15 protein-coding genes are annotated in these 13,511 nt (G+C 59.0%); 6 read left to right on the top strand and 9 right to left on the bottom strand.

Annotated features, from left to right (window positions below):
* Nucleotides 1-6: 6 nt before the first annotated feature.
* The 6 genes from ONB25_01520 to groES all read right to left on the bottom strand — a co-directional run bounded on the left by ONB25_01520 (nucleotide 7) and on the right by groES (nucleotide 3,873).
* Nucleotides 7-213 (bottom strand): hypothetical protein, encoded by a 207-nt coding sequence (locus ONB25_01520; GenBank protein MDZ7391567.1) that lies wholly within the window; start codon nucleotides 211-213, stop codon nucleotides 7-9.
* A 4-nt stretch (nucleotides 214-217) separates the two neighbouring features.
* Entirely contained in the window at nucleotides 218-853 is a 636-nt protein-coding gene (locus ONB25_01515) for a deoxynucleoside kinase (protein ID MDZ7391566.1), read from the bottom strand.
* A complete protein-coding gene (folK, locus tag ONB25_01510) occupies nucleotides 850-1,401 on the bottom strand; it encodes a 2-amino-4-hydroxy-6-hydroxymethyldihydropteridine diphosphokinase (protein ID MDZ7391565.1) in 552 nt (183 codons plus the stop codon). The genes ONB25_01515 and folK overlap by 4 nt, the downstream gene beginning before the upstream one ends.
* Nucleotides 1,385-1,741, bottom strand: a complete 357-nt coding sequence (folB, locus tag ONB25_01505; GenBank protein ID MDZ7391564.1) for a dihydroneopterin aldolase — start codon at nucleotides 1,739-1,741, stop codon at nucleotides 1,385-1,387. Before folB ends, folK begins: the two co-directional genes overlap by 17 nt.
* A gap of 171 nt (nucleotides 1,742-1,912) precedes the next feature.
* Nucleotides 1,913-3,532 (bottom strand): chaperonin GroEL, encoded by a 1,620-nt coding sequence (gene groL, locus ONB25_01500; protein MDZ7391563.1) that lies wholly within the window; start codon nucleotides 3,530-3,532, stop codon nucleotides 1,913-1,915.
* A 56-nt stretch (nucleotides 3,533-3,588) separates the two neighbouring features.
* The gene (gene groES / locus ONB25_01495; GenBank protein ID MDZ7391562.1) at nucleotides 3,589-3,873 is read right to left on the bottom strand and encodes a co-chaperone GroES; all 285 of its coding nucleotides are present in this window, start codon (nucleotides 3,871-3,873) and stop codon (nucleotides 3,589-3,591) included.
* Between the two features lie 472 nt (nucleotides 3,874-4,345).
* On the opposite strand from groES, the gene ONB25_01490 reads away from it, so the two are divergent.
* Complete coding sequence (locus tag ONB25_01490) at nucleotides 4,346-4,576, top strand: KH domain-containing protein (GenBank protein MDZ7391561.1); 231 nt, start codon at nucleotides 4,346-4,348, stop codon at nucleotides 4,574-4,576.
* Between the two features lie 134 nt (nucleotides 4,577-4,710).
* Here the strand turns inward: ONB25_01490 and ONB25_01485 are convergent, their stop codons facing one another.
* Nucleotides 4,711-5,163 carry a 23S rRNA (pseudouridine(1915)-N(3))-methyltransferase RlmH gene (locus ONB25_01485; GenBank protein MDZ7391560.1) on the bottom strand — a complete coding sequence of 151 codons (453 nt, stop codon included), beginning with the start codon at nucleotides 5,161-5,163 and terminating at the stop codon, nucleotides 4,711-4,713.
* A 149-nt stretch (nucleotides 5,164-5,312) separates the two neighbouring features.
* Between ONB25_01485 and ONB25_01480 the strand changes: the two genes are divergently transcribed.
* The 5 genes from ONB25_01480 (at nucleotide 5,313) to ONB25_01460 (ending at nucleotide 11,666) form a co-directional block, all read left to right on the top strand.
* Nucleotides 5,313-5,531, top strand: a complete 219-nt coding sequence (locus tag ONB25_01480; GenBank protein MDZ7391559.1) for a hypothetical protein — start codon at nucleotides 5,313-5,315, stop codon at nucleotides 5,529-5,531.
* A gap of 7 nt (nucleotides 5,532-5,538) precedes the next feature.
* Nucleotides 5,539-6,492 carry an SDR family oxidoreductase gene (locus tag ONB25_01475; protein MDZ7391558.1) on the top strand — a complete coding sequence of 318 codons (954 nt, stop codon included), beginning with the start codon at nucleotides 5,539-5,541 and terminating at the stop codon, nucleotides 6,490-6,492.
* On the top strand, nucleotides 6,489-8,228 hold the full coding sequence (locus ONB25_01470) for an NAD+ synthase (GenBank protein ID MDZ7391557.1): 1,740 nt from the start codon (nucleotides 6,489-6,491) through the stop codon (nucleotides 8,226-8,228). Before ONB25_01475 ends, ONB25_01470 begins: the two co-directional genes overlap by 4 nt.
* Nucleotides 8,229-8,461: 233 nt before the next feature.
* Nucleotides 8,462-9,457: a hypothetical protein gene (locus ONB25_01465; GenBank protein ID MDZ7391556.1), complete on the top strand. Its 996-nt coding sequence runs from the start codon at nucleotides 8,462-8,464 to the stop codon at nucleotides 9,455-9,457.
* A complete protein-coding gene (locus tag ONB25_01460) occupies nucleotides 9,450-11,666 on the top strand; it encodes a hypothetical protein (protein MDZ7391555.1) in 2,217 nt (738 codons plus the stop codon). Before ONB25_01465 ends, ONB25_01460 begins: the two co-directional genes overlap by 8 nt.
* Nucleotides 11,667-11,670: 4 nt before the next feature.
* Here the strand turns inward: ONB25_01460 and ONB25_01455 are convergent, their stop codons facing one another.
* Together ONB25_01455 and ONB25_01450 are read right to left on the bottom strand one after the other, a co-directional pair.
* Entirely contained in the window at nucleotides 11,671-12,279 is a 609-nt protein-coding gene (locus ONB25_01455) for a hypothetical protein (GenBank protein MDZ7391554.1), read from the bottom strand.
* A gap of 4 nt (nucleotides 12,280-12,283) precedes the next feature.
* Complete coding sequence (locus tag ONB25_01450) at nucleotides 12,284-13,375, bottom strand: sigma-54 dependent transcriptional regulator (protein MDZ7391553.1); 1,092 nt, start codon at nucleotides 13,373-13,375, stop codon at nucleotides 12,284-12,286.
* Nucleotides 13,376-13,511: the final 136 nt, after the last annotated feature.

Below are 13,511 nucleotides of genomic sequence, written 5' to 3'. Positions count from 1 at the left end.
TCTCCATTATTGATCCCTGCCCGCTGAGTCGTCATTCACTTCGCGATACTTTGCCTCTTCCACATCCTTTCCTTCCAGGTCAAGGGGCGGATTGGGCTGCCGGCCTGCCCCTTTCACAGGGGGCCGTTGTGAGGTGAAGAAACCAGCCAGCAACCTCCACACTCTTAGGGCCAAATAGGCAAGGAGGGCAAGGAGAAGTACACGGAAAAGCATGAGTTCACCAGGGCGAAGGGGAGTAGTATTCGGTCCCGGAGAGGGGCCGTTCGATCTGGCGCACCAGGTCTTCGAAGTGCTCCTCATTGTTGACAAAATCGATCTGCGTGGTATTCACCACCAGGAGCGGTGTGGCATCATAGTGGAAAAAAAACTGGTTGTACGCGTCATTGAGCGAGCGCAAGTACTCCTCAGATATGTTCCGCTCATATGCGCGCCCCCGCTTGCGAATGTTCTGCATCAGTCGCTCCAGAGTGCTTTGTAGATAAATGACCAGGTCTGGTTTGGGGATATCTTGCTCAAGCACGGAGGCGATGTGGTCATAGAGCCACAGTTCTCTGTCTTCAAGAGTTAGGTGCGCGAAGATCCGGTCTTTGGCAAAGAGATAATCGGCGACGACCATTTCGTGGAACAGATCGCGCTGCGGGATCTCCTGCTGTTGCCTGTATCTACTGAGCAAGAAAAACATCTGCGTCTGGAACGCATAACGCCGTGGATCGCGATAAAAATCCGCCAGAAAGGGATTTTCTTCGTGCTTCTCGTAGATGACACGTGCGTTATAGCGTTCCCCCAGTTTGGTGGCCAGACTGGTTTTTCCGACCCCGATAACACCTTCGATGGCAATGTAGTCGCGTTTCACACTTCACCCCAGGGTATGGCCATGCTGCCGATTTGCGTGGTGCGTTGTACCACACTGGTGTCTCTGCAGTCAGCAAGCAGCTGGAGGACCTTCTTGCCGCCTGCTCCTGGAGGCCGAAGCGAGGGTGCCAGTTCCGCCAGCGGGACCAGGACGAAGCGCCGCTCGGCATAGCGCGGATGTGGAATAGAGAGATCGGCGTCCGAGTAGGTCAACCGATCGTAGAGCACGATATCGATATCCAGGGTGCGCGGCCCCCATCTCTGTGTTCGTTGTCGGCCAAGGCGGTCTTCGATCGCCTGCAGCAGTCGCAGCAGCTCGCGGGGAGGCAATGAGGTGGTCACTTTGCACACCAGGTTCAAGAACATCGGCTGTTCCTCGAGGCCGAGAGGCTCCGTCTCATACAAAGAAGAAACAGCGCAAAGAGAGGTCCCCGGCAAAGCCGCTATACCTTGCAGTCCCAAAGTGAGGTTGCGCAATCGATCGCCCATGTTGCTGCCCAGGCTGAGATAGACCTCTGCTCTCTTGCAGGGGTTACGCTTCGCGGGCAATTTCCACCTCGATGCCATCGCACACCCCTGGAATTGGGGCAAAGGGCTTACGGACCCGCACTACTACCCCCTGCACCGGGAAATGTTCCAACAGCGCCGCGGCAATGTTTTCTGCCAGGGCCTCGACCAGCCGAAAATCCCCTTGAATGACCACTTCCTCCACCACACGGTAAACCTGTCTGGCGTCGATAGTGTCGCGCAGGCGGTCAGTTCGTCCTGGCAGGCGGAGGTCAGCAGCCAGTTCCACGTCCACTTCGAAGCGCTGACCAGCATCGCGTTCGCCCTCGTCCACGCCGTGGTAGGCGTAGAAAACCATGTTGCTCAACCTAATAACGTCCAAGCGAAGAGTCGACTCCACAAGGCATTGACCGCTGCTGCACAGACGCCCGAGCTATTGTTTTTTTGGGGCTTTCAATTTATCAAAATAATAGTACAAAGTCAAGGCAAATTCCCCTTGGCAAAACAAAAAACCCCCGCAGCACGCTGCGGGGGTTTAGGGTTGTGCCCGTCATCAATACATGTCACTGCCTGGCGGCATCGACGGCGTGGATTTCTCTTTCTCCGGCTTTTCCGCGATGAGGGCCTCGGTCATAAGCATGAGGCCTGCCACGCTGGCAGCGTTTTGCAGTGCAACGCGCGCCACTTTGGTGGGGTCAATCACGCCGGCCTTCATCAGGTCTTCGAACTTCTCGGTTTCGGCGTTGAACCCAAAGGCGCCCTCGCCATCCTTCACCTTCTGGACGACGATGGAACCTTCCCAACCGGCGTTTTCGGCAATCTGCCGTACCGGCTCCTCAAGGACGCGGCGGACGATGTCCACGCCCACTTTCTCATCGCCTTCCACTTTCAGCTTGTCCAGGGCCGGAAGGGCGCGGATGAACACAACACCGCCACCCGGTACGATCCCCTCCTCGACGGCCGCCCTGGTTGCGTGCAATGCGTCCTCCACGCGCGCCTTCTTCTCCTTCATCTCCACTTCCGTGGCAGCACCGACGTTCAGCACGGCCACACCACCGGCCAACTTGGCTAGGCGCTCCTGCAACTTCTCCCGATCGTAATCAGACGTGGTGGTTTCAATCTGCTTCTTGATCTGGGCAATACGCCCCTTGATGGCAGCAGGATCGCCGCCACCTTCGACGATGGTGGTATTGTCCTTGTCAATGGTCACCCGCTTGGCCCGACCGAGGTCACCAGTGGTGGCATTCTCCAATTTGAAGCCTGCTTCCTCGGAGATCACGCGGCCACCGGTGAGGATGGCGATGTCCTCCAGCATGGCCTTGCGGCGATCGCCAAAGCCGGGCGCCTTCACCGCCGCCACCTTGAGAGTGCCACGCAGCTTGTTCACCACCAGGGTAGCCAGGGCTTCGCCTTCCACATCCTCGGCGATGACCAACAGGGAGCGACCCATCTGCGCGACCTTCTCCAGAATGGGCAGCAGGTCCTTCATTACGCTGATCTTCTTGTCGTGGATGAGGATCAGCGGCTCTTCCAGCACCGCCTCCATGTTGTCAGGGTCGGTGACGAAATACGGAGAGATGTAGCCGCGGTCGAACTGCATGCCCTCGACGACCTCGAGCGTAGTCTCGGTGGACTTGGCTTCTTCGACGGTGATCACGCCGTCCTTGCCCACCTTCTCCATGGCGTCAGCAATGAGGTCGCCGATGCTCTTGTCGTTGTTTGCAGAGATGGCGCCGACCTGGGCGATTTCGGTCTTGCCCGGCAGGGGCTTGCTCAGACGCTTGATCTCCTCAACCACGGCGGCCACCGCCATATCAATACCGCGCTTCAAGTGCGCAGGGTTGGCGCCGGCGGTTACATTCTTCATGCCCTCGTGGAAAATGCCCTGGGCGAAGATCGTCGCCGTTGTGGTGCCATCGCCGGCCACGTCGCTGGTCTTAGAAGCCACTTCCCGCACCAACTGGGCACCCATGTTCTCGAAGGGATCTTCCAGTTCAATCTCCTTTGCAACGGTCACACCGTCCTTGGTGCTGGTGGGAGCGCCAAACTTCTTGTCGATTACGACATTGCGCCCCTTCGGACCCAGGGTCACACGCACCGCATCGGCCAGTTTGTCTACACCGCGCTTGATTGCTGCTCGCGCTTCGGCATCGAAACTGATGATCTTTGGCATTGCTCTACCTCCCGTCAATTCTTACGAAGCTGTCTGAACCCGAGAAAAGCTCATTATTAGATGATCGCAAGGATGTCGCTCTCGCGCATGATGAGCAGTTCCTCGCCATCTACGGTCACTTCTGTGCCTGAGTACTTACCATAAAGCACGCGATCGCCTTTCTTCACTTCCATGGGGATCTTCTGTCCGGACTCGCTCACCTTGCCTGGCCCCACGGCAATCACCTCGCCCTGCTGCGGCTTCTCTTTCGCCGTGTCGGGGATGATAATCCCCCCTTGTTTCTTTTCCTCGGGCTCCAGAGGCTTGATCACCACACGGTCAGCTAACGGCTTGATGTTCATAGCTGCTCCTCCTTTGCTACCTTGTTCCATGTGTACCGTCCACCTCGAGCTGTTAGCACTCTCTTATGAAGAGTGCTAACAACGGGACAAAATATAGCGCTATCCTGCCAAAAGTCAAGAGACGATGCTAAGAGATCAAAAGCCATGTACCGCAATAGTGATAGAGCGTTCAACATCCGGCCCGAGAATGGCCAATTATGGCAACAATCGTCAATCCGCGGTGGTTTTGGCGCTGACGTTTGAGTTTCACCGTCATTTCCTTCGTTTACTTCTCACAGCACCTGGAAACTGATACACTTTTTTCCTTGACAATGTGCACGCGGTGGGGTATATTATGCTCAGAGGTACCCGCGACAGAGGCCGTCGTGAACGCGACGATGTGCAGAGGCATGCGCACCAGGTACCACTTCGCCCGACTCTGGGGTTCGCCGGCTATCGCGGAACGGACTTGTCGAAAAGGAAGGGGATAGCCATGAAGGAGTTCCTGGAGTACATCGTCAAACATCTGGTGGACGATCCGGACCAGGTCAAGGTGTCGGAGGTCTACGGGGAGACGACGATCGTGTACGAGCTGCGTGTGGCTCGGCAGGACATGGGCAAGGTCATCGGCAAAAATGGCCGCACCGCGCACGCTATCCGCGTGTTGCTGAGCGCCGTAGCCCGCAAATCCGGCAAACATGCAACCTTGGAAATCCTTGAGTAGCGCCGGTGCTCCCCAGAGGTTCCACCCGCCGGCGCAGTGCACGGTACCGAGCAAGTGGGCCGTGGCAGGAAGTGCACTACTCACGCGCAACAGCGCCCCAGAGCCGACGGCCTTTTCACGCTGACTCAAGTGATTCACTTGTGGTACGGCTCGCCCCGCAAGATACTCATGCCCCGGTAGAGTTGCTCCAGGAGCAAAACCAGGCAGAGTTCGTGCGGGAAGGTCATGGGTGAGAGCGACAAGACCAAGTCGGCCCGCTTTTTGACCCGCTCTCCGAGCCCGACAGGTCCTCCGATGAGGAAGGTGAGTGTTCGGACACCAGTCGTCGCATGGGTACCCAGGAAGGCGGCCAGCTCGGGCGAGGATAACATTCGCCCTCCAGCATCGAGTGCCACCAGGTACTCATGGGGGCCCAACCGTTCCAGGAGTCGTTCTTCCAGGCGAGCCGCGGCATGAGCGCCCGGCTGGTCTTTGACGTACACCACCTGGGTGGTGGCATAGCGTCCAAGTCGCTCCAGGTAGTCCTGCGCCAGGGCACGTATATGGCTGTTTTTCGGCACCCCGACCACTATGAGTTTCAGACGCATAGAGTTCCCTTGCCTCCTTAGGCGGACAAGATGGGTAGTGCTGTTGGATTATACGAAACTCTGGCCACACCATCAACACATTTCCGGGGGCCATCGCTTAGAGGGGGGAGAAGCGAGCCCTTCGCTGCAAGGAAGTTGGAGCTACACAGATGCCAGATGATGACAATGCGGGTGTAACCACTGCGCGCATCAAGTTTTGTGACCTGCGGTGCCAATATGCCTCCTTCCCTAAGGAGGAGGCAGTGGACGGCGCGCGGAGTTGTCGAACCTTTGCCGCGCTGTGGTGTGCACAGGTGCAGGCGCTGGTCCCCAAGAACGCGCCCTGCGCGGTCCAGTTCGGCAGGCGTCGCCCCAAGGCCAACCTGTGACTGGCTGATGCAAGGGGCGCGAAGTGAGGCGCCGCGCCTGCTGGTCACCGGGGCGAGTGGCTTCTTGGGCGGGCATGTGGCTGCCCTGGCGACGAGGTGGTGGCAGGTGTACGGCACGTGGCACAGTCAGGCTTTTCACCTGCCGGGCGTGCGCGCAGTACGGCTGGATCTTTGCGACCCGCAGGCCCTGAGACGCATCCTCGATGAGGTTATGCCCCATATCATCGTGCATTGTGCGGCTCTGACCGATCTGGACTACTGCGAGACGCATGCTGAAGAGGCGCAGGTGGTGAACGTCCGGGCAGCGCAGCTGCTGGCGCAGTGGTGCGGTGACCGCGGCCTCCGCTTCGTGTTCGTATCCTCGGACATGGTTTTCGACGGGTCCAAGGGCCACTATGCCGAGAGCGATCCCGTAAATCCAATCAACGTGTACGGGGCGACAAAGGTGGAAGGGGAGGAGGTGGTGCGCGCACACTGTGCCAACTATGTGATCGCACGGTCCGCACTCATCTACGGTCGGCCTCGGACCGGGGGCTCCTCTTTCTCCACGTGGATTGAGCAGCGCTTGGCAGCGGCGCAACCGGTGCCGCTGTTTACCGACCAGTTCCGCACCCCAATTTTGGTCTCAGAGTTGGCCGCGGCTCTGCTCGAACTATGCGCGCATTCCTGGGTGGGCGTCGTACACCTGGCAGGGCCGGAGAGAGTGGACCGCTTTACCTTTGGTGTGCAGCTTGCCCGCCTTTTGAGGTTTGAAGAGTCGCTTCTCCAAATGCGTGCGATGGCCCACCATCATCAGGTGGCACCGCGGCCGCGAGACGTGAGCCTGCGCACAGAGCTGGCCCGAACCCTCCTGTCCACCCCTTTTCACGGCATTGAGCGAGGCCTACAGCTAATGATTACTGAAGGAGGACCGGTGCAGGCTCTAGAGGAAGGACGAACCGACCCTACACCTACGGCATGAACGAAACGCTGAGAATAGCCCTTTTTCAACTGAACCCCACGGTCGGGGACTTGGCGGGAAACGCCCACTTGGTAATTGAGAGTCTTGATCGCGCCCGGGAGGCGGGGGCAAGAGTGGCGCTTTTCCCGGAGCTGGTGGTGACCGGTTACCCCCCCGAAGACCTTCTGCTCCGTCCGAAGTTTGTGGAGGACAGCGAAGCGGCGCTGCAAGGCATAGTCGCTGCATGTCGGGGTCTGGTCGCGGTGGTAGGGTTTCCGCACCGCGACCAGGCCGGGCTGTACAACACTGCCGCCGTGATCGCTGATTGTAAGCTGGCAGCACAGTACTACAAAATTTGTCTACCCAACTACGGGGTGTTTGACGAAAAGCGGTACTTTGTTCCCGGCCGCGAGGTCTTGTTGATCGATATAGATTCGGTGCGGTTAGGCGTCTCCGTGTGCGAGGACCTCTGGGTCCAGGATGGTGTGGTAGAAACCCTCGCTTTTAGCGGTGGAGCCCAAGTAGTGGTCAACATCTCCTGTTCCCCGTTCCATGCTCTGAAGGGGAGGGAGCGAGAAGAAATGATGACGGAGCGCGCCCGTCACTGCAGGATTTTCCTTGCATACTGCAATGTGGTGGGGGGGCAAGACGAGTTGGTATTCGACGGGCGGAGCTTGGTAATTGCGCCCACCGGCGAAGTCCTCGCGCGGGGCAAGGCGTTTCAGGAAGATATGATCGTCGTGGATCTTGATGTGGCTGAGGTCGCGCGCCTGCGGCGGAAGGATGCCGAATTTGCGGCGCGGAGGCGCTCCTTCCGCTCGCCGTACCGTAAGCGTCGCCTGCGCTTGCCAGATCTTCCTCAGGGAGCACGTGCGCCATTGCCAGAACGGCAGGAAGAATCCTTGACTGTGGAAGAAGAGATTTGGCGGGCGCTGGTGCTGGGCACGGCTGACTATGTGCGAAAAAACGGTTTTGCCCATGTAGTCCTTGGATTGAGCGGAGGGATCGATTCTGCACTGGTGGCTGCTGTAGCTGCGGATGCGCTGGGGGCCGAGCACGTAACCGGGGTTAGCATGCCATCAATCTACACCAGCGAGAGGAGCTTAGTTGATGCCGAGCGGCTGGCGCACAATCTGGGCATCGAATTGAAGGTCGTGCCGATACACAAAACTGTGGCGTGCTACCGCGAGATGCTGGCTGACCAGTTCCGTGGTTTGCCCGAGGATGTTACCGAGGAGAACATTCAGGCGCGCATTCGCGGCAACATCCTCATGGCCCTTGCGAACAAGTTCAACTGGCTGGTCCTGGCTACTGGTAACAAGAGCGAGCTTGGCGTAGGGTATTGCACCATCTACGGCGATATGGTGGGTGGGTTCGCGGTTTTGAAGGACGTCCCCAAGACGATGGTCTACCGACTGGCTCGTTACCTCAATGCATCGAGGCGGCGAGAGATCATTCCCGAGTCAGTACTACAGCGGCCGCCCACAGCCGAGTTGCGGCCGAACCAGAAGGACGAAGACTCCTTGCCACCCTATGCGGTGTTAGATCCCATCCTGGAGGCCTACGTGGAGCGGGACCTCAGCATTGCTGAGATCGTGGCCCTGGGCTTCGAGCCAGAGACCGTGCGGCGGGTGGTGCGCATGGTGGAAAAGAGCGAGTACAAACGCCGGCAAGCGGCGCCAGGCATCAAGATCACTCCCCGCGCGTTTGGCAAGGACAGGCGCATGCCCATCACCAATCGGTATCGCGAGGAATAGACATGGCCAGGTGCAGCTTGTGGCTGGTCCTGATGCCACTGCTTTTCGCTTCTGGTGCGAAAGAACAGCGAGCATCCGGACCTTGGCGCTGGCGCGAGGAACCTGTTCCGGCGAGGTGGTCTCAGCCAGTGGTCCAATGGCTATGGAGTGGACCCGCCACCGTCTGCCCGACAGCGGCAATTACGCCAGAGGCCGTTCGCTTTCTGGACGAGAGGGGAGAACTCCGAAAGGTCATGATGCGACCTCGTGGTTCCTCAGTGCTGACGGAAGCTGAAAGCGGATTGCTGGGTGTGATGCATACGCTCGGACCACCGGAAAAGCCGGTCACACGAGTCCAGGTCTACGATGCGCGTGGTCAAGAACGTGGCTCTTATGAAACCCAAGGGAAACTGGCGGAGCAATATCCAGGGGCAGTTCTGGTTGGTAGCGAGGGTGTGGTGTTCGGGTGGGCTGCGGATGCCCGGATCGAGTTTCACACCGCCAGGGGCGGCCGCCGCACGGTGAACCTCTTTCCGGATGCTCCACTGTGTCAGGAGCGCCCGCTTGCCATGGCCACCGACGCCCATGGCTCCTGCGTAGCGGTGGTGACCCAATGCTATGTACAAGCCGGCCATGGACTTGCGGACACGAACCATGCCACTGCCGTCGTGTTTTCCCCGGAAGGCCAGGAGAAGTGGCGCCGACCGCTTGCTGGAGAGATGGCGGCCAGCATCGCGGTTGCCCCGTGGGGCGCACTAATCGTGGCTTCCAGCTATACGTGGCAAAGCCACCACACGCGCCTGCTTCGATTCACGGAAGTGTTCGATGTCAAGGGAGAGAGGCTAGGGACCTTTCCGCTCTTGACGCGAAAGGTGCTCTTCTCCTCTGACCGGCGCCGCCTTTTGCTAGCCGAAAAGCGCTCACTTTCCTTCTTGAGTCTGGGCAGCGGAGGCATTCAGTGGACGTGGAACGAGCTACCTTCCGCAGAACATTTTGTGGCGGCAGTGGCTGCCACGGCATCCCTGGACACCTGTGCAGTAGTCGCCGCCGCCGCCCGGCTGAAGGATGCGCATTTTGTGCATGCCGACATGGAGATGGCAATCCTTGATCACCGGGGAGAGGTTTTAGACCGGCACACATTCTCCGGGCAAGAAGCACTTGTGCCGGTGGTCCATGCCACGCGCGATCTGAAGACCATAGCAGTCGGATTCTCTAACCACTACGTAGTGCTTAGGCGCTGTGATGAATAGCAGACGCTGCGTAGGCTTAGTGCTGGTTGCAGCCATGCACGCGGTTGGCACCGCGCAGGCACAGTACCCGTGGCCGGTGACGCCGTTTACGGCAAGTCAAGAGATTACGGGTACCTTTTGCGAATTTAGGGACACCGATCCGGCCGACCACTTTCACAACGGTGTGGACATCCCCAAGCCCGACGGTACCCCTGTCTACCCAGTGCAAAGCCAGCGCATCACCTCTCTCAGCGCAACTGGTTCCAACGCCTACGTGCGGGTTAGGGAATACGCCTACGTGCACATCCAGCCGAACCCCGCCCTAGAAGTGGGTGACCAAGTGTGGCAAAGCCAGACGGTGTTAGGCATCATCCTCACGGGCATGGGGCATGTCCATTTCATCGATGGCTACTCAGGTTCGGAGATTAACCCCTTGCGGGCGAGCGGCGGACTGACACCGTATGTGGACCCTTACCCGCCCATTATTCGCTTTGTGCGGCTCTTTGCGGACGGCAGCGACCGGGAGTTTGTGGACCGGCGGGTGTGCGGGCTGGTGGATATTGTCGCCAAAGTAGATGAGCAAAACGGCCCGCCAGATTCCCCTGTTTCGCGGAGAAACAATGGCACGTACAAGATCGGTTACCGCATTCTGACGGCCGACGGAAGCGCGGTGGTCTACGAACCGACCAATGACGGTGTGCGGTTTCAGTTCGACCAGAAACCTGACGACAGCTTTGTGCACAACGTTTATTTCAAAGGCCTCTCGACCACCTCCAGCCATGTCTACATTGTCACCAACGCAGTGAACACCAATGGTTACTGGAACACGGCGCAAGTGGCTCCTGGCCTGTATCAGGTTATGGTTTTCACCGAAGATACCCGCGGCAACCAGGCCACCGCGGCTGTGAGCGTGGAGGTGCTGCCACAAGATACCCTTCCGCCAGCAGTGCCCAGTCTCCGGGCCGTGCGCCACACCAACCAGGGAATCGAGGTCTCCTGGTACCCCAGTTTGGCTGAAGACCTCCTTGGATACCGCCTGTTCTATTCCTTCGACAACGCCGAGTGGCGGCTCTTAGATACGGAGAGTTCGCTGGGGCATCAGGCACAGGCAAGGCTTTTTTCGGCGACGGTTTCGCGTCCGCTTTATTTCCGCCTCATCGCGCTCGACAACTCGCCACAGAGGAACGCCAGTGTTCCCTCGGATGTGTACGGGCTTTATCATGGTCCACCGCCGCGCTGGCTCATCGTCGATGGCTTTGACCGTTGGGGCCCAGGTAGCGTCTGGTCCTTGCCCGCTCACTGGTTTGCTTTCATCTACGGTCAGGCCCTTGCCGCAGCGGGCGCGCACTTTCACACGTGCAGCGACGACGCGATAGCTGACCGGAGCATTCAACTACCCGATTATGAGGCGGTCTTGTGGTTTGTGGGGGACGCGGGTGCCGAGGACCGACCGTTGACGGACATTGAACAGGAGGCCTTGAAGAACTATCTCCGTGGCGGCGGCAATCTTCTTCTTTGCGGCTCCAACGTGGCTTCTGCCTTGGACGCGGAGTCGGGCGGTATGGGAGAGGAGTTTCTTCGTCTTTTCTTGAAGGCGGATTGGGTACAGGACAGCGCCGGTACCAATGAGGCAGTGGGCGCGCCCTGGTCGGTGTGGGAAGGCACGCGTTTTGAATATGGCACAAGACCGTACCCGGAGAGGGGCGGAGATGTAATCGTGCCCGTCGATGGTGGTGCACCTTGTTTACTGTATGGGGAGACGGAGCTGGTTGCGGGCGTGCAGTTTTCTGGGTTCTTCCCTGACGGTACTCAGCCTGGCAAGGTAGTCTTTGTGGCAATACCGTTGGAGACAGTAGCAGGCGAGGAAACCCTCGCAACCCTGTGCGCAAGGCTGTGCGACTTTTTCTTTGCCCAAACTGCGGTGATGCAGACGAGGAGAGAGGCAGACCTTGTCCCACATAGTCCCGGCTACTGTCTTCCCAACCCCTGCAACGAGCACACTGCACTGCACTACCAGGTGCGCACTAGTGGCCCGGTGGTCGTTGAGCTGTTCGATGGGGCAGGCCGGGAGGTGCGACGCTTCGAACAGGGGGTGCAGCCGGGCGGCTGGCATACTCTCATTTGGGATGGAAAAGATTGCTGGGGAACGGCAGTGCCCAGCGGCCGTTACCTCTTTCGGGTTTCATCCGCGGACGGGCGAACGACAGTGCCAGTGGCGGTAGTGAGATAGAGTCCTATCGCACGCGGATGATTGCCACCGGTCGACTGCGAAAACCGGGCGCAATACCTTGGCAGTAGTAGATCCCGGCGGGTACTGGCCGATTGTTCTCGTCCGAGCCGTCCCAGACGACGGGTGGATTTGCCCCCGCATTAACCCTCTGCGGCCGTAAGCTCTTGATTAGCTTGCCGCGCAGGTCGTAGATGCGAAACTCAAGTGGTGTCGGCTCGGGCAGGTCAAACGTGAGCGTCGTGGTTCGGGTAAAGGGATTGGGGAAGCACGGGTACAACCTGAACTCAGAGGGCAATAACTCCCCCTCGCCGGGGACACCGGCTACTTCCCGGGAGAGCTTGCTCTCATTACTCCAGCAGTCATACGCAGACACGGCGAAGTAGTAGCGGACGCTGTCTTGCAGCGGCCCCACTCTTACGCGCGTGCGTGGGCCTACGTCAAGAGAGACCTGATAGAACCCCGGGCGCGTGCCGTAGTGGAGGATATACCCGGCCACGTCGGGTTCGCTGTTGGGTTCCCACACGACGACCAAGTCACCGGCCTCTCCGGAGGTCACTTGCAGCAACGCCCAAAACGCCACAAGCAAAAGCTTCTCTGTAGCTTTCTTTCCCATTGCCTCACACATGCTTTTTCCACGACTGATGAGTGATATTGTGGAGAGCGATCTTGTAATTGAGGGCGCGCGGCGAAATGCCGAGCAGTTGCGCGGCCTCCTTCTGTACCCATCCTGTCCTTTCCAGAGCCTGCAGAATCGCTGTGCGCTCTAGTTCCGCCAAGTTCAGAGTGCTCAGGCTTCCGCCCCCAGTGCTCTCAGAGCGGCGGCGGTTCTGCCCACCCGCAGCGAAATAGTCCCTACCCGAAAGGGAGAGTTCGTTGGGGGTTATGGGCTTCCCTTCGCCAACGACGATTACCGCGCGTTCGACCAAGTTCCTGAGCTCGCGAATGTTCCCCGGCCAGGAATGGTTCTGGAGGAGGCGCATCGTCTCTTGGGTAAATCCGCCCACTTCCTTTTTCATTTCCGATGCGAACTTGCGTCGGAAATACTCTGCCAGGATAGGGATATCCTCTCGGCGCTCCCGCAGCGGCGGGATGTTGATCTGCACCACGTTCAGCCGGTAGTAGAGGTCCAGCCGGAAGTTGCCCAGCTCGATTTCGCGCTCCAGGTCCTTGTTTGTGGCGGCAATAAGGCGCACGTCTACGTTGATAAGCCGGTTGCCACCAAGCCGGCTGAAACGCTGCTCCTGAAGCACGCGCAGGATCTTGGCCTGCGTGGGGAGGGCCATATCGCCCACCTCGTCCAAGAACAGTGTGCCTTTATCGGCCAGCTCGAACTTCCCTATGCGTGTGGTGTAGGCTCCGGTGTAGGCGCCGCGCTCGTGGCCAAAGAGCTCACTTTCCAGCAGCTGGTCCGGCAGCGCGGCGCAGTTGACCTGGATGTAGGGTTTGTCCGCCCGCAGGCTGAGTAATTGGATCAGCCCGGCCATCATCTCCTTACCGGTTCCTGTCTCGCCCTGGATGAGCACGGTGGCATTGCTGCGCGCCACCTTCTTGATAAGCGATAGCATCTGGCGAATCTGCGGGTTGTGGCTCACCATGGGATAGTAGTAATCGAACCCGAAGGCATTGCTGCCACTCCGTTCCGCCACCTCTGGAAAGTCGCACCCCACCGCTGACGCCTCGGGAAGGGTGTCCACCAGTTCGTCCCTCATACCTCGCACACCTCGTTGTGGTTCAGCTTGCCCTGGCCTGGGCATACCCAAGGCCGCGCCAAACTGTGCAAAAAATCGACCATCGCGACGGCACGAGGAATGAGGCAAGGTGTTCCCAAGGGTTTTCGCTGTCATC

Source organism: candidate division KSB1 bacterium (assembly GCA_034506335.1).
Lineage (GTDB): Bacteria > Zhuqueibacterota > Zhuqueibacteria > JANLFK01 > Oleimicrobiaceae > Oleimicrobium.
Note: the sequence above shows the minus strand (reverse complement) of the source record. Positions and strands in the feature narration are given on the sequence as shown.